The following is a 15,146-nucleotide window of genomic DNA, read 5'->3' on the forward strand; positions in this document are numbered from 1 at the left end:
CTCCGGCCGCTGCAGCCGCAGCACCAGCTCGATCAGCTCTGCCTTGCTTAGCCGCTCAAGCGCGTCCCGCTGCATGCCAGGATCGAATCAGCCAACCCACTCCCGCGCAAGGGGGGTGGGTAATTACGCGACGTCGCCCTCGCGCCATTGTCGGCGGATTAGCAGCCGGACCACCTCGGTGACTAGCAGGCCGATGGCGGCGCACAATAGACCGGCGCCTGAGCATAAGGACCTGGTCGATCGGACAACCGACTTCTACGCCCAGCACGCGAAGGAACTGCCGGTCGAACAGGCCCGCTCCCCCGGAGCAAAGCCGCGAGCAGGGCATGGCCGACCTGGACAAGGCGTGAGGCGAGGCGGCCGAGTGAGACAGGGGGCTGGTGATCCCGTTGTTGATAGCTGACTGATAGTAGTTTGTAGCTGGATGCTATCAGTTAGCCCTTTTGCATTTCTCGCTTGAGCGCGATCAAGGCTTTCTCAAGTGTCAGACCGTCCGGCCAATCCATCTCTTCCGACAGCGCCTTGAATTCGTCGATGACCTGTTGTGTGGCCCGGATGTTGAACTGGACGTTCCGGCCTGTCCTCCTGCGCCGCTGCTGGACACGCGAAGGCTCAGGATCGGCCCCTTCCCTGCTGCGAAACTTCGACCCGCGCGTCAGTTCCTCAAGATCTTCGGGGCGCGGACGCGCTTCGGGCTCAGCCCGCGGCGCGAAGCCGCTGACGTCGACCTTGGGCTTCGGCTTCTCGAAAATGCTGGCTCGTTCCGACATCAGGCAACAACCGCTACAGCGGCCCTCTGGCTCTTGAGCAACTCAACGACCTCCGATGCGAACGCCTGCGCGTCATCAACCGCGGCAGGTATGTTCCTAACCTGCTTCGGGTCCAGACTTGATAGCGTCCCCCCAAAGGAGAACAGCGAGCGGAAAGCCTCGCGGTCATGGATGCGAGACTGGAAGATGGGCACGTCATTCGCAGCCAGCTCAGCCTCGATGCTGGCAAGGGTCCGGGTCCGGATGGCGGCGGAGGTCTTGGTAAACAGGACGGCGGACGGGATCTTGATCCTGAACGCCTCCTCCTGCCTCTGCACCAGCTGAACAGCTGAGACGGCTTCGACGGCATCGAGCAGTGATGCCGATGTTGGGATGATAACCAGGTCGGCGCGGCTGATCGCATATACGACCATCATCGACGCGGTGCCTTCCAAGTCCACGATCACAAAAGCCGTCTTCCGGGCCGCGTCGTCGATGGCCCTGATGATAGTCTGTTCGGTAACGTTATCGACAAGCGTGAGGTTTTCCGGCTTGCCGGGGCGACTGGCCCAGCGCGCGACCGGCTTGTTCGGATCGGCATCGATCATCGTCACGGATGCGCCGCTCTCAGCAAGCTGGGTACCCAGGAGGACGGCGGCAGTCGATTTCCCCACGCCCCCTTTTGGGCTCGCAAAGACGATCACCGGCATCACTGGTCTCCACTAGCAGGCTGGATGCTGATAGCTATCAGCTAAGCCAGACGTTGTTCAAGCATCCTGCTATCAGTCAGCTAGCAGGCTGGATTTCCCGCGAACCCCGGAGACTTGATAACGAGCCGGATGGTGCGGAAGCAATATGCTATCAGGTTGATAGCTGATAGCGCCGTAGCAGGTGCGCTATTCAAGCAACATGCTACGATCGTAGCGGCCTGCTGGCAGCATGCGCCCAGGGCTCTGACTGATAGCAGTCAGCTTTAATGTGCTATCAGATTGCTAGCTGATACATAGGAGTTGGGAGCAATTGGTGGGCATGGAATGAAACCGTGGACTCTTGCCCCCTCTGCTTCCGGTATCCACAGCGTAGGCATGGGCTTTTGTCGCCCTCGGTGTGGACTTTTGTCCCCAGCTGAGAATTGGCTGCCATCAGGATTTCAATGACTTACGAGAATTATCCCGTGGGCTTTTGCCGCCCTATACTAATAGAGCTTTCAAATAGCTTTCCTAGTAGCGAGGGGGCAAAAGTCCACGGAGACGAATCGAAAGTCGGAGCATAGGGTTTGGCTCATGGGCAAGGTCCACGATCAACTCACCCAGCACGGCCGACAGGGCGCGCTCGCCTTCACCGGAACCGACGTCGAGCGGAAGGTGTTGGAGGCGGCCTATGATTTCATGGCCGATGAAGCCAGCGGCATCGGCTTCCTGTTCTCGGGATGGTGCCAAACAGCTCTGCCGCACAGGAAACTTCCAGACGACCAAGTCTGGACCCTGAAAACAGACTACGTTCGCCTGATGGTCGAGCCGGGCTCGGTCGAGATCAACGATCAGGTCGTGAGGGTAGGGGTCCCATATGGATCAAGGGCCCGTTTGATCTTGCTTTACCTGCAGAGCGAGGCGATCCGGACCAACTCACGCGAGATCGAGCTGGGACGATCACTCAGGATCTGGCTCGGCAAGCTTGGTGTGCCCATCGGTGGGAAGTCGATGCGGGATGTCAGGGATCAGGCGCTAAGGCTGTCCCGCTGCCGCATGACCTTCCAGATCACGCAGGGCGATAAGGTCGGGTTCATCAATCAAAACCTTATCGATACAGCCATGTTTTCAATGGAAGGCGGAAGCCTGCTTGAGACCGTGCAGCTGTCCGAGCGGTTCTTCCTGGAACTCAAGCGCCATCCTGTTCCCGTTCAGGAGGGAGCGATCCGGGCCCTTTCAAACAACTCTCAGGCCCTCGATGTTTATTGCTGGCTAGCCTATCGCCTCCGGGCGTTGCAAGGCCCAACCATGATCACGTGGGCCGCCCTGATGCCGCAGTTCGGGCGAGCCTATAGCGACCGCAAAGAGTTTCGGCGGCGGTTTGTCGAAAACCTGCAGATGGCGCTCGCAGTCTACCCGGACGCCAATGTCGAAGTTGTCCGTGGCGGGCTGAAGCTAATGAACTCCCGTCCGGCCGTCCCAGAGAAGGGGGCAAAAGTCCTCATTTAATGTCCAAAATCTGTCCCGCCTGAGCAGGGTAGGGGAGGGATGGAGGTGATCCATGCCTAAATGGTGCATCCGCTAAATGAGTGTAATATTTGGCGGGGCAGCGACGCCGAGGCGGCGCGGCGTGCGATGGCGGCGGCCCCAGATGAACGGGTGCTTGTGCTGGTTCCAGTAGGCGATGACACGCTCAACGGCCTGCTCGATCTCAGCCCAGGCGTCGAAGCGCCGGCCTTTGAGGGCCAGCGAACGCAGCACCTTCCACCACGGCTCGATGAGGTTGAGGTAGGCCGCGTATTTCGGCTGGAACACGAACTCCTCGCGTGGGTGGGCCAGGGCGAACAGCAGCACATCCATGCCGCCATGGATGTTGAGGTTGTCGACCACAGCATAGACCCTCTCGGCTCCAGGCTTGATCCGGGTCTCGACGCGACCGAGAAAGTCGATCTAGTTTGCCGTGGTCCGACGCTCATAGGTGGCGGTGAAGGCGGCGCCAGTGGCCGGCTGCAACACCTAACACGCACTCTTGGCGCGGATCTCGGGCTACCTCCGAATGAGGCCGCTCCGGTACCGCATTGTCACCGTTCCCGTTCAAACCGCCATAGCTTGGGAGGCGTTTGGCGGCATGATCGGAGGGCGCGGCCCCTTCGATCGGGGACGCCAGCAATGGCGGGGCCGTCCAGCCCGGAAGACCTGGGCGGCCCGCCCTCCCCATGACCATCGCCACGGCCCACTATGCCGGCATGAGCCTGCCGCCTGACCAGCCGAAGCCCTCCACCGCCGACCGCCGCGCCCGCCAGGCCGACCGTCTGACCACGATCCGCCTGCGGATGGCGATCGGCCGCAAGCTGGAGGAGCGCAGCATCACGACGCCCGCGGCGATCGGCGAGGCCCTCGGCATGCCAGCGGCCGAGGCGACCAGTCTGCTGACCCGACGCCAGTGGCGGGAGGGCGACGTGGCGCGGCTCCAGGCCGCAGCGGCGCGGCTGGGGGTGCAGGTGCCGAGCTCATGACCGGGACCGACCCCAACGCTATCGGCCCTGACGGCACGGTGCGGCTTTGCTGCTACCTGCCGCTGTCGAACCAACCGACCAGAGGCAGCAGCTAGCTTACCCCTGATCTGCCGATACGAGCCTGTTCCGCACGGCCAGGACACGCTTCGTGAGATCACGGACGGCCTCCTTGTCGCCGCCGAAGGCCTGGCCGATCCATTCAGGGTGGAGGGCGCATGCCTTGTCGTGCAGGGCGCGGCCCTGGTCGGTGAGGCTGATGCGGACCTGCCGTTCATCGGCGGTGTCGCGGGAGCGGCGGACATAGCCGGCGGCCTCGAGCCGCTTCAGCAGGGGAGTGAGGGTGTTGGATTCCAGCAGGAGCTTCTCGCCGATACGGCCGACGGTCTGGTTGTCCTCGGCCCAGAGCACGACCATGGCGAGGTATTGCGGGTAGGTCAGGCCGATCTTGTCGAGCATGGGCTTGTTGGCCCGGCCGATGGCTTGGGCAGTGGAGTGGAAGGCGAAGCAGAGAAAGTCGTCGAGGACGAGGTTGGTGCTTGGGGTGGCGTCGGTCATGGGCGGTCTCCTGTGCGTGATCTCCCTGGTTACAAATATAACTCGCAAGCGATTAAATCGCACATGATATACCCGCATGACAGCCATGCAGCCTTGTATATCGCGCACGATCTAATCGAGCGGTACATAACCTCCATCGAAGCCGCCACTAGGACGGCCCACCAGGAGACCAAACCATGTTCCGCTCCACCCTGATCGCCTCCCTCATCGCCCTCGGCACCGCCGGCGCCGCCTTTGCCCAGGATAGTGGCCCCCGTCTGGTCGGCGGCGGCGGCGATGGTGGCCCCCGGATCGAATACAGCCAGCCCAGCCAGAACGTCGTCGGCGGCGGTTCCGCCCGCATCATTGGCGGCGGCGAGAACCAGCAGGTGGTCTACGGCCCGAGGAACACCAGCCAGGCATCGAGCGGCCTCGTGGCTCGCCTTGTCGGCGGCGGTGCCGACCGGCGAGTGATCTACGAAGCCGCCCCGAACGCCAGCCCCGCTCTTGCTGGCCAGATGGGTTCGCCGCGCAGCTAATCGGCACCACTGACCATGGGCCACAATGGTAGGGCGCCTCTGGGCGCCCTTTCGTTTGTCCGGAGACAGCGGCGCTGCTGCAGCCGGCACGAGGCGGTGGCCCCGTCGCGCGGCGGAAGGGGGGGGACCCCAGCCTGTGGATGCTGATCGGACGGGAGCTGGAGGACCGCGGCATCACCATGCCCGCCGCGATCGGCGACGCCCTCGGCATGCCGGCGGCCGAGGCGACCAAGCTGCTGCCCAGGCATCAATGATTCTTCCGTGAGGCCACGGCCGCCAGGCTCCATAGACGTTGTTCTGGAGCCTTCGCTGGTGCCCGCCGCAATGCCGGATACCCGCCCGCTACTGGCTGATGACCACTTGGCCATCCGGCTCAGGCTGGATGAGTTGGAACGCGAGCGCCGGATCACCCGTGAGCAGATCGAGACCGAGGCGCTGCGCGCCGCCTACGTCAGGGGGCAGGCTCGCTGATAACGGCGACTAACGCGCGCGCTGAGCGACGGGCCACGGCCGGAAACGCGGGCCGGGCTGCCCGACTGAGCAGGTGGGGTGCGGGGGAGGCAGAACGGAGAACTGCCGCTAGGAGCGAGACCTAGCCCGCCCCGCAAGACGACAATGCCGGGGGTGCTTCAGCCTTAAATATGCACGGCGCGGCGAGGGGCGATCACCTGGGGCGGCGTGGGTCCCCTGCCGCGCGCGCGTGACAAGGGACCTCGAATCGTCGCTTAAATTAAATCGCAGGCTGCAATGCCGGCCAGCCTGCACCGCGGCGACTGTGGAGGGCTGTGCGCCGGAATACGCTGCGCACGCCGGGAGGAGTGGCGGCGCCGGTTTTTCCATAACGCCCAGGGTGCGGCCGGTGGCCAAACGAAGGCCGGGAGAGCTGACACGCGGCTGACCCCATGACCGAGGTCAAAGCCCGACGGCTGGACGGAGTGGCGCGCTGTCACAACCCGCTATGAGAAGACTGCCCGGTCGTTCGTGGGCGTCCTGTGCCTCGCGGCGACAAGGACTGGATCAAGGCTGCCAAAGTGAGAACTCGGTGCCGAAGTCGGTCGTGACCAGGGCCCGGCACCGCGATGGCTTCGCTTGGCAGGGCGGGTCCGAAACGGCCGCGATCCGGCCGTCCGGCCGGACCTCGAAGGCCAGCGGCACGGGCGGCTCCGACATCTTCGCGTACGCCAGTTCCACCAGGAACTGGATGGAGTCGAACTTGGCCGGGTCGGCGTAGAAGATCAGGTCGCGCGATACGGCCTCGCCGGGGTTCAGGCCGGACGGCTCGCTCGGCAGTGCGGTGGCGCCCTCAAACAGCACGCCGTAGCGCAGGATCACCTCGCCGCCCTCGGGCTCGTTGTAGTAACGCAGCTGGACGACTGTGTTCGACTTCGGGAGCGTCTCGGCCATCGCGCCCGCCGAGGGGACCTTCCCGAAGCGCACCTTGACGCCCACCACGTTGTAGGTGAGGCCCAGGACCCGAACCTCGGTTTGGCCGACGTTTGTCCTGGTGACCGTCGAGCGGATGGCGAGCATGCCGTCTTTCTCGCCGACCCTCTCCAGTTTGGTCGTGACGGACACGCTAGGCGGCGCGAGGCCGGGCGCAATCTTGGCCTCGTAGATGAAGGTGTAGACGGCCCACACCCCGGCCAGCACGATGGCGAGCGTCTGCACGGCGCTGTTGAGCGCCTCAGCGCTGAATTTCGAAGCGGTCGGCCCGGACTCGGCCTCCTTGCTCATTGGGCATTCTCACACGCGTGGCTGGGCTGCAATCGCGCCGTGAGCGGCTCGGTTCTGTCCAAGCGCCGCGGATCACCGCGCTGACCAGGTCGGGCGAGACCTCGAGGCCGTATGGCTTGACGGATGAGACAGTCGCTCATGACCGGAAACACACGAAATTCCCGATAGTCCCGGAGGCTGGTTCGGGTCGAGGAGCCATATCGGAAGCCTCGGACGCCCTAACACGCGCTCTCAGCTTTTCGGGCGTCAAATCGGGCTGCAAGCCTCACCTGCGATAACCTCGCCCTCCGGGCATTATGGAAAAGCCCTAACAGACAGCGGCACGGATCGGGTACGCTCAGCGCGGCCGGCGTATGGTGTGCGGTGGCGCACAGCACGGGTTGTGTCGACGTGGACCCTGGCGTCTCCTACGCAGCGAAAGAAGAGCGCCTCCCGCTATGACCCATGGCTCGGACGATGAACGGCTCACCCGCTTTCCAATGTTCCGGGAAGTGGATGCCATTTCGCTGTCCGAGGCGTCGCGTCTCGCGCGCTGGCGCCGGGTGCAGCCCGGCGAGGCGGTGATCGACTACGACGACACCTCGGACGAGGTCTTCCTCATCATCTCCGGCACCGTGCGGATTGCCATCCACTCGGCCAGCGGCCACGAGGTGATCCTGGGCGAGGCCGGCGCCGGCGAGATCTTCGGCGAGATGGCGGCGATCGACGGGCAGGCCCGCTCGGCCAATGTCACCGCGGTGCACAGCTCGGTGCTCTGCTGCCTGCCGCGGGCGACGTTCCTCGACCTGGTGCTGAAGACGCCCTCAGCCGGGCTGCTGCTGCTGCGGCTCCTGACGGGGCGGCTGCGGCTGTTAGATGCGCGCAACGTAGAGTTGGCGGTCCTGCCGGTGCGGCACCGGTTGATTGCGGAACTGCTGCGGCTGAGCCGACCACGCGACGACGGGCAGTTACGTATCACCCCGCCGCCGGCGCAGCACGTGCTGGCGGCGCGGATCGGCGCACGGCGGGAAGCAGTGTCGCGCGAGTTGTCCGCCATGGCGCGCGAGGGCCTGGCGGCGGTGACCCGCCAGAGCATCCTGCTGCCGAAGCCGGATGCGCTGCGCGAGGGGCTGCGCAAGGCGATGGGTGGCGATGTCGACAAGGGAGCAAAGCAGAGCAGAGCTATTTCGTTGCAGCCACCAGGCGCTTGACCCGTCTCTCGCCGACCAGCGCCAAGCCTCTGCGGTTTCGAGTAGGGATCATCAAACGAGCCTAATCCCCGTCACGCTTTGGACGGCCTGTAGGGCTCCCTAGGCACCCAAGCCCGGCCATGACGCGGAGGGGTGCGAGCAGCGCCCCCTTTCTGACCCACTTGGGCCGATTCGGTTGAGGCGGTAGTGGCGAGCACGTGCTGCAGGCTGGTCAGGCATAGCCTGATTCTGGCGGCCGCTCGCTAACACGTGGGAAGTATGGTGCGTGTTAATCCGGACCGGCGGAAGACCCCTGCTGGCACCGAAGGCGGGCTCACCCGGGGCATTTCGGATCATGGCGTTGCCCTGAAGTTAGGCGATGAAGAACGCTTTTGTACTGCCAGAACCAGGAGGTGATATACACTTCAACGGAACGAATGCGCTAGAAATATATCCAGGCCAATGGCGGCTTTTTATTCCTTAAATATTTTACTGGGTGTCTAATCGGACAAGCTTCTTGGTCTATCGGTAATACTAAAAGCTTAATTTAATGACGGCGTTATCAACTCATGATAAAAACGGGAGACAGCAGATATTGTGCCGACGTTTTCCAGATGCTCTTTCACTGAAGCTTGGCGGCAACCTCACGTCGCATTGCTAGGTGCGGTAATGCTGTCGCTGAGCGACTGCGCAGGCGCGCCCAGAAGCCTCGATGTTAGCTCTGGCTCGAACGGGTCCAATATAGCCGTCAGTGGGCAATTTCTACCTCTGACCACCATTGCACAACGGATGCCGCCGTCGGCGACTGACGATTCGCTTCGTGATATCCAACAAGATGTAGAACGGCATTTGTCGGCCTTCTGCGCGCAGCTATGGGGCGGCGATAACGTCTGGTTACCAACGCAGAAACAATGGGTGTATTACGCGGAAGATTGGACTAGCCGCGGCCGTATGGATTTTGAGGCTGGTGAGTTCCAGGCACAAGCGTTAGTTGAAAATGGCTCAGATGCCGCAACAGCCATAGAGCCGCTGCGGACAATCATTGATCAAGCCGTCAAAGATACACCAACTGATATGGCGCAGCACGATTCGACAATGCGCTATGCTAAGCGTTTGGCGGCAGCGCGCGGTGTGATTATTGATCCTGTCCCGGCGGCATCTGGATTGGACACAGAGCCCGTGTTAGCGGGCGTCATTGACCCGAACGCTGCTGAGCGGCTGTCCAAAAGCGCGTTGACGCAAACTCCTATTCGCGGCACCGACGGTAAGCAGCGAACCATGCTGACTTACCGTGTTCCGTTCAAGCCAGGATACCAACACAGGCTCGCCGCCCGTTATGCCGACGTGGTGCAGCAGGAAGCCAAGCGCTTTGATATCAAATCATCACTCATCTTCGCTGTGATCGAGACAGAGAGCGCCTTCAATCCGCGGGCAACGTCACCTGCCCCTGCCTATGGTCTCATGCAAATCGTGCCGAGCAGTGGCGGTCGAGACTCCTATCACTTCGTCCATGGTGTGCGTGACGTCCCTGGTCCCGAATTTCTTTACAATCCGGCGCACAACATCAAACTTGGTGCAGGCTATCTGAAGCTGTTGCACAGCCAGCACCTCAAAGATATTACGGATTTGCAAAGCCGAGGCTATGGCGTGATTGCCGCCTACAACACGGGCGCCGGGAATCTTGCGCGTGCCTTCAACAGGACCACCAACATTCGCGCAGCAGCCCAAGTAATCAACCAGATGGATGCTGGTGAAGTTTACGAACACCTACGGACACAACTTCCGTATGACGAAACACGTCGATATATCGTCAAGGTAACTGAAGCACAAAGCCGGTATCAAAGCTGGGACGAGACTTCGGCCGCGTCTGGCACGCCAGACCAACCATAACCGAGGTGCTGTATCAGCGCTTGGTGCGCGGCATGCCTGAGGCACGCGGGGTACACTTCAGTCAAAACCTGACAGACTCTAATTGCAGCCCCGGCTAACCCGCGATAAGTCCCGCTTACCGCGCCTTAGCCAGGGCTTGCCGCAATCGCGGTCAGCCGCCAGAATCCTGACGCGGCAGTGGGGCAGGGCAGGGGCATGGTCGAGGACGCGGAGGGCTCGATCGTGCCGGCAGCCGGGGCCGCCGGCGCCCCGGCGAACGCCTTCGCCGCCGCCGCGGTCGCCGCGGCCCGCGCCTATGCCGCCGACGCCCTCGCGCCGGCCACGCTGCGCGCCTACGCCGCCGACTGGCGGCATTTCTGTGGGTGGTGCGCCGAGGCCGGTTGCACGCCGCTGCCGGCGCTTCCCACCGCGGTCGCCGCCTACCTCGCCTCACTCGCCGGGCTGTACAGCCGGGCCGCGCTCGACCGCCGCCTCGCCGCGATCGGCCAGCAGCACCGCCTCTGTGGCCTGGCCTGGGCGGCCGGTGACCCGGCGATCCGCACCACCCTGCAGGGGATCGCCCGCCAGCATGGCAGCCGCCGCCGCCAGGCCGCGGCGCTGACCTCGACCGAGCTGAAGAAGCTCGTCGCGGCGTGCGGCGGCGACACCGCCGGGCTGCGCGACCGCGCCTTGCTGTTGGTCGGCTTCGCCGGGGCGCTGCGGCGGTCCGAGCTGGTCGGGATCGACCGCGAGCACCTGCGCTTCACCGAAGCCGGGCTGCGGATCCTGCTGCCCAGTTCGAAAACCGACCAGGAAGGCAAGGGTGTCGAGCTCGGCCTCAGCCGCGGCAAGCGGCGGGAGACCTGCCCGGTCCGCGCGCTGGAAGCCTGGCTGACAGCCTCCCGCTGCCAGTTCGGCCCGGTGTTCCGCAAGGTGGACCGCTGGGGCACGATCGAGCACGCCCGGCTCGGCGGCGACGCGGTGCGCGACATCCTGCTGAGCCGGGCCAAGGCGGCGAAGCTGGTGGTGCATGGCAGCGAACGGCTCTCGCCGCACGGGCTGCGCGCGGGCTTCGTGACCGAAGCTTACCTGGCCGGGGCGCGCGACGAGCAGGTGATGGATCACACCCGTCACCGCGACCTGAAGACCATGCGCGGCTATGTCCGCCGGGCGAAGCTGGTGACTGACAGCGCCACCAAGCTGCTTGACCTGTGACACGCGGGACGACGGCGCGGGCAGAGGCAGGGGAGGGGGCGCCGGCGCCTGACGTGCTGGCGCTGCCGCATCCGGACTGGCTCTACCACCACCTGCGGGTCACCGGAGCGCCGGCCGAGGTCGCCGCCTTCCGCGCGGCGGCCGCCGGCGCCGGGGTGATCCCCTGGCAGCATGACCTCGGTCCGACGGCGGAGGACTGGTTCCACCGGCTGGCGGTGCCGCCGGCACCGCAGCGGCGCAGCCTCAGCCTGGAGGGCGCGCGGATTCTCGCCGGCCAGCTGCGCGACGCCGCTGAGGCGCGCCAGCGCCGGGTGGCGGAGCGGGCGGCGGCCAGCCGGGCCTGTCCGCTCGACCTGCACCGGCTGCTGCCCGTCCCCGACCGGCTGCTGAAGCTCGGGCCGGAGCAGCCGGAGACCCTGGCTTGGCTCTGGGCGCACTGGGGCACCACCCAGGCGCTGCGCGGCGTGGTCAAGTTGCCGGTACCCGGGCCAGGCCAGCCGCGCCGTCCTGACCCCGCCCTCGTCTGGTTGGGCTTCTGGTCGGCCGACTGGACGCCCTGGCGCGCCATCCAGCAGCTGCGCGCCCGCTGGCCGGCGCTGCGGCTCGAGGTCCGGCCGCTCTACGATGATCCCTGAACCGGACAGCGCCGACCCCATCGTCGAAGATGCAGCGGCTGCGGTTGGCAACGCCGGGGCGCCGGCGCTGCGGCTTGGCGCCTGGGAGGGCCCGCTCGACCTGTTGCTGGAACTGGCGCGGGCGCAGCGGGTCGACTTGGCGCAGCTCTCGATCGCCACCCTGGCCGAGCAGTTCGCCGCCGCGGTCGACGCGGCGATCGCGCAGCGGCAGGTGCCGCTATCGCGCCTGGCCGAGTGGCACATCATGGCGGCCTGGCTGACCCTGCTGCGGACCCGGCTGCTCTTTCCGGATCCCCCGGACGAGGCGGCGCAGGCCGAGGCCGCAGGGCTGCGGCAGCACCTGGCCGACCGCGACGCGGCCAAGCGCCTGGCTGACTGGCTGGAGCGGCGGCCGCAGCTCGGGCGGGAGGTCTTCGCGCGGGGCGAGCCGGAGCCCGCCGCGGACTCGCTGCCGGCGGCTGACCTCACCGAGCTGCTGCGGGCCTGCCTGACCATGCTGGAACTGCCCGCGCGCCAGCGGGTCTACCGGCCGCGGCTGCCAGCACTCTGGCGGGTGCCGGAGGCGCTGGCGCGGATCCGTGCCTTGCTGCCCCGTCTGTCCGCGGGCGTGGCGCTGGATGACCTGTTGCCGCCCACGCCGGTGACGGAGGAAGCGTCGCTGTGGCGGCGCAGCGCGCTGGCCAGCACCCTGCTCGCCGGGCTTGAGCTTAGCCGCGAAGGTGTGGCCAGGCTCGAACAGGATCAGGCCTTCGAGGCGATCCGGGTGAGCCCAGGCGCGTCAGCTGCGCCCGGCTCCGGGGGCACGCAATGAGTGCGCCGCGCGGCACCCTTGCACTTTGCCGAAGATCCTGCCGCAGCGACTGGCTCATCGACGAGAGCCCGGCGGCGCTGCTCCGCCCATGACATATCCGGTGACTCCAGATGGTCGATATTTCGTCGTGCGCGGACGGCTTTGGCGCTGCTCAAACCCAAGCCTGAGCGATGAACGACGCGCTGAACTGGTGACGGCGCTGATGGCGGCTCGACGCGCGAAACAGCAAGCCATGCGCGCTGGCGACAATGCCGCTCGTGAGGCAGCGCGCTTGCAAGTGGAGGCAGCGAAGGTTGCCCTAGGTGAGCGCGGGCCGGTCTGGTGGGATGACGGCACGCCTGATTTCAACCGGCACCTTGCTCGCACGACACCTTACGCCGAATGGTTTGCAAAAATCTCCGGTGGTCCGTGAATGGCGCCCCCCGCGGGCCAGGTGAAACGCGCCACAGTCGCCGTTGGCCGCGGCTTTGCGGCACTCGGCACGGAGCCGACGCCGTGTGGCAAACAGCGTTGGGTCGTCCAAATCTAGGGCGCGGCGCGGCGCGCCTGTGCGGGCGGGTGTGTTGTCAGGGCACTGCCTCGCAACCAGCCCGTCCGCCCGTCCGGCGCGCGCGCCAGTCGGTAAAAGCCGCACTCTCGAAGGATTACGACCGGCAACGGCTTCTCCAGCGTGAACAGCTCCGCCTCGTCACTTTTTGGTCCGGCACGGAAGGTGGCCGCACGACGGGTGTAGATGGAACGTGGCGTCGGCATGCCGGTCTGGGCGCCGATACGGGGATCCTGCCGCAACACCTGCCCGTCTTCGCCACGGCAGACTGCCGCCTCCGGTGCACTGCGCGGTACTGGGGACTCGAGCGGCGCGGGGGAAGCACAGGCGGCGAGCAGCAAAGGCAGGAGCCACAGGCGCATTGGAGCCTTTCGGAATAGGCCGTGATTAGGTCGGACCGGCGCGGTGGCCAAGGGGCGCTCAAGCTGTGCAGGTGCCCGGATCAGCTCCAGCAATGTGAGTTTGGCGGTTGCCATTGCTGTTTCAGCACCGATGGCCATGCCAAATACGTGGGCGAGCAGTTGTTCTTCGCCCCGTAGGGCGACCGACCTGCCACACCGCATGGGCGCGTCAGGCCAATGCTCGCCGTGACCCCCGTTGCAATCACCCGGTCGGCCTCGCTCACAGCACGGCGGGACTGTCGCAGGGTAGGAACAGCGCCGCAGCCCCATTTGCGGACCACTGTGCTCAAATCCAATACGAACTTCTGCTCAAGGATACCGCTTAGCCTGCTTGAGGTCGCAGCCGTCTCGAACAACTGCGGCCAGACAAACAGGGCACTGCCCACAACCAAGGTCTATGCAGGATCATATATGTCTACCCCAAATCAGGGCCCAAACGCTCCCGCGGTCGAATCTGTGCTCGGGGCTCTGGAACGACTTGCTAGCGACTTACGTCGTCGCACAGAGCAAGCCGAGCACCGCGCCGACGACGCAGAAAAGCGTATCGAACTGGAGCGTGAAGCGCGTCAGGATGCTGAAACTCGCGCTGCCGTCGCAGAGCAGAAGGCGAGAGATGCGCTCGGGCGAGCGGAAGTCATCGAGACTGCTGCACGCGAGAGCGTCGAACAGTTGCGACAGGAGTTGCTCGCCGCAATCCGCGAAGCGGTCGACGTTACACGAGCCACGGCGGCGACAATCGAAGCAGCAATTGAGCCGGATGGCTCCACCGAAGAACACCAGACGGTCCTGCACCGTGTAGAGCAGGACCGAACCCTGCCGCATATCCAGACACCTGCCGTCGGCAGAATTCCAACATCATCTGAACCGACACCTCGCCGGTGGGGACGAGAGGAGCGAGGCTATGCGTGGGTCGAGGATGACCCTGGGCCGCCCTGGTGGCGCAGGGTGTTCGGCCGGCATTAATAGCCCAACTGAAATAACGCGACAGTGTTGACGCCACGTTGAGTTCAACCTAGCCGAATATGCTGCGATGCAGCATAATAATTTTTCTATACGAAGCAGAATATGTTCCGGTTGCCGCCTTTGTGCGCCTTTACTCGGGCGGCTCTGTTTTTAAAGTTCGCAGTTAATCTAAAAATAAAGCTTAGGATTACTCATGTCGCATGCAACGAATGTTACGAAGCTGAGTGCTGGCACGCGGTCGGATGCGCCGGTTCGCACTGGCAATCCCTTTTTCGATATGCTGTTCTCGATGCAGAAGGCCTCACAGCAGGCTTTGACTGTGTACGGTGCCCCGTCGCAGAAGCAGTCCACTGGCACTGCCTCGCAGCAGTCCACCAATGCGGTGGAAGTGATGTCGGTGGGCGAAGAGGTCCTGAATGTTGGAGCCCGTACGGTGCAGGGCAACACGGTCCGTCTCCGCCGCGTTGTTGTCGAGACCCCTGTGGAGAAGCAGGTGTCCCTCCGCGAGGAAAAGGTGATCGTCGAGCGTCGCAAGCCGACAGCCGCCAGCCAGGGCCAAGACGTCCTGACGGAGAAGGCGGTCGAGATGAACAACACCTTTGAAGTCGTCGATACCTGGAAGAGCGTGCACCTGCTGGAAGAGGTTGTCCTCCGCAAGGAAGTCACCGAGCGGACTGAGACGGTGCGAGACACCGTGCGGCGGGACGATGTGCAGGTCGAGCAGCCCACCAGCAAGGCGCTTGTGCGCCACGTGAAGGCCTGAAGCAAGAAAGGC

At 64.6% G+C, this 15,146-nt stretch carries 18 protein-coding genes; 11 read left to right on the top strand and 7 right to left on the bottom strand.

Annotated features, from left to right (window positions below):
* Positions 1–434: 434 nt before the first annotated feature.
* A complete protein-coding gene (locus ACFQS7_RS28160; protein ID WP_380070478.1) occupies positions 435–770 on the bottom strand; it encodes a hypothetical protein in 336 nt (111 codons plus the stop codon).
* The gene (locus tag ACFQS7_RS28165; protein WP_380070479.1) at positions 770–1,459 is read right to left on the bottom strand and encodes a division plane positioning ATPase MipZ; all 690 of its coding nucleotides are present in this window, start codon (positions 1,457–1,459) and stop codon (positions 770–772) included. The genes ACFQS7_RS28160 and ACFQS7_RS28165 overlap by 1 nt, the downstream gene beginning before the upstream one ends.
* 573 nt (positions 1,460–2,032) lie before the next feature.
* Between ACFQS7_RS28165 and ACFQS7_RS28170 the strand changes: the two genes are divergently transcribed.
* Entirely contained in the window at positions 2,033–2,947 is a 915-nt protein-coding gene (locus ACFQS7_RS28170) for a replication protein RepA (protein ID WP_380070480.1), read from the top strand.
* Between the two features lie 72 nt (positions 2,948–3,019).
* On the opposite strand, the gene ACFQS7_RS28175 is transcribed toward ACFQS7_RS28170, so the two are convergent.
* Positions 3,020–3,388 (bottom strand): transposase, encoded by a 369-nt coding sequence (locus ACFQS7_RS28175; protein ID WP_380070507.1) that lies wholly within the window; start codon positions 3,386–3,388, stop codon positions 3,020–3,022.
* Between the two features lie 266 nt (positions 3,389–3,654).
* On the opposite strand from ACFQS7_RS28175, the gene ACFQS7_RS28180 reads away from it, so the two are divergent.
* Positions 3,655–3,954, top strand: coding sequence for a hypothetical protein (locus tag ACFQS7_RS28180; protein WP_380070481.1), 300 nt, complete (start codon positions 3,655–3,657; stop codon positions 3,952–3,954).
* Positions 3,955–4,050: 96 nt separating this feature from the next.
* On the opposite strand, the gene ACFQS7_RS28185 is transcribed toward ACFQS7_RS28180, so the two are convergent.
* Complete coding sequence (locus tag ACFQS7_RS28185; RefSeq protein WP_380070482.1) at positions 4,051–4,509, bottom strand: MarR family winged helix-turn-helix transcriptional regulator; 459 nt, start codon at positions 4,507–4,509, stop codon at positions 4,051–4,053.
* 176 nt (positions 4,510–4,685) lie between these two features.
* Between ACFQS7_RS28185 and ACFQS7_RS28190 the strand changes: the two genes are divergently transcribed.
* Both ACFQS7_RS28190 and ACFQS7_RS28195 read left to right on the top strand, forming a co-directional pair.
* On the top strand, positions 4,686–5,027 hold the full coding sequence (locus tag ACFQS7_RS28190; RefSeq protein ID WP_380070483.1) for a hypothetical protein: 342 nt from the start codon (positions 4,686–4,688) through the stop codon (positions 5,025–5,027).
* A gap of 324 nt (positions 5,028–5,351) precedes the next feature.
* Positions 5,352–5,498, top strand: a complete 147-nt coding sequence (locus ACFQS7_RS28195) for a hypothetical protein (RefSeq protein WP_380070484.1) — start codon at positions 5,352–5,354, stop codon at positions 5,496–5,498.
* A 546-nt stretch (positions 5,499–6,044) separates the two neighbouring features.
* Here the strand turns inward: ACFQS7_RS28195 and ACFQS7_RS28200 are convergent.
* A complete protein-coding gene (locus tag ACFQS7_RS28200) occupies positions 6,045–6,761 on the bottom strand; it encodes a hypothetical protein (protein WP_380070485.1) in 717 nt (238 codons plus the stop codon).
* A gap of 479 nt (positions 6,762–7,240) precedes the next feature.
* On the opposite strand from ACFQS7_RS28200, the gene ACFQS7_RS28205 reads away from it, so the two are divergent.
* The 6 genes from ACFQS7_RS28205 to ACFQS7_RS28230 all read left to right on the top strand — a co-directional run bounded on the left by ACFQS7_RS28205 (position 7,241) and on the right by ACFQS7_RS28230 (position 12,872).
* The gene (locus ACFQS7_RS28205; protein WP_380070486.1) at positions 7,241–7,951 is read left to right on the top strand and encodes a Crp/Fnr family transcriptional regulator; all 711 of its coding nucleotides are present in this window, start codon (positions 7,241–7,243) and stop codon (positions 7,949–7,951) included.
* A 648-nt stretch (positions 7,952–8,599) separates the two neighbouring features.
* Complete coding sequence (locus ACFQS7_RS28210) at positions 8,600–9,820, top strand: transglycosylase SLT domain-containing protein (RefSeq protein ID WP_380070487.1); 1,221 nt, start codon at positions 8,600–8,602, stop codon at positions 9,818–9,820.
* Between the two features lie 195 nt (positions 9,821–10,015).
* On the top strand, positions 10,016–11,014 hold the full coding sequence (locus ACFQS7_RS28215) for a tyrosine-type recombinase/integrase (RefSeq protein ID WP_380070488.1): 999 nt from the start codon (positions 10,016–10,018) through the stop codon (positions 11,012–11,014).
* A complete protein-coding gene (locus ACFQS7_RS28220) occupies positions 11,011–11,649 on the top strand; it encodes a hypothetical protein (protein WP_380070489.1) in 639 nt (212 codons plus the stop codon). Before ACFQS7_RS28215 ends, ACFQS7_RS28220 begins: the two co-directional genes overlap by 4 nt.
* Positions 11,639–12,460 carry a segregation and condensation protein A gene (locus ACFQS7_RS28225; protein ID WP_380070490.1) on the top strand — a complete coding sequence of 274 codons (822 nt, stop codon included), beginning with the start codon at positions 11,639–11,641 and terminating at the stop codon, positions 12,458–12,460. Before ACFQS7_RS28220 ends, ACFQS7_RS28225 begins: the two co-directional genes overlap by 11 nt.
* Positions 12,461–12,485: 25 nt before the next feature.
* Positions 12,486–12,872, top strand: a complete 387-nt coding sequence (locus ACFQS7_RS28230; protein ID WP_380070491.1) for a hypothetical protein — start codon at positions 12,486–12,488, stop codon at positions 12,870–12,872.
* Between the two features lie 113 nt (positions 12,873–12,985).
* Here the strand turns inward: ACFQS7_RS28230 and ACFQS7_RS28235 are convergent, their stop codons facing one another.
* Together ACFQS7_RS28235 and ACFQS7_RS28240 are read right to left on the bottom strand one after the other, a co-directional pair.
* Positions 12,986–13,507, bottom strand: a complete 522-nt coding sequence (locus ACFQS7_RS28235) for a hypothetical protein (protein ID WP_380070492.1) — start codon at positions 13,505–13,507, stop codon at positions 12,986–12,988.
* A gap of 390 nt (positions 13,508–13,897) precedes the next feature.
* Positions 13,898–14,230, bottom strand: a complete 333-nt coding sequence (locus tag ACFQS7_RS28240; protein ID WP_380070493.1) for a hypothetical protein — start codon at positions 14,228–14,230, stop codon at positions 13,898–13,900.
* A 334-nt stretch (positions 14,231–14,564) separates the two neighbouring features.
* Between ACFQS7_RS28240 and ACFQS7_RS28245 the strand changes: the two genes are divergently transcribed.
* The gene (locus ACFQS7_RS28245; protein ID WP_380070494.1) at positions 14,565–15,134 is read left to right on the top strand and encodes a YsnF/AvaK domain-containing protein; all 570 of its coding nucleotides are present in this window, start codon (positions 14,565–14,567) and stop codon (positions 15,132–15,134) included.
* The last annotated feature ends 12 nt before the right edge of the window (positions 15,135–15,146 follow it).

Source organism: Dankookia sp. GCM10030260 (assembly GCF_042666655.1).
Taxonomy (GTDB): Bacteria; Pseudomonadota; Alphaproteobacteria; order Acetobacterales; family Acetobacteraceae; genus Paracraurococcus.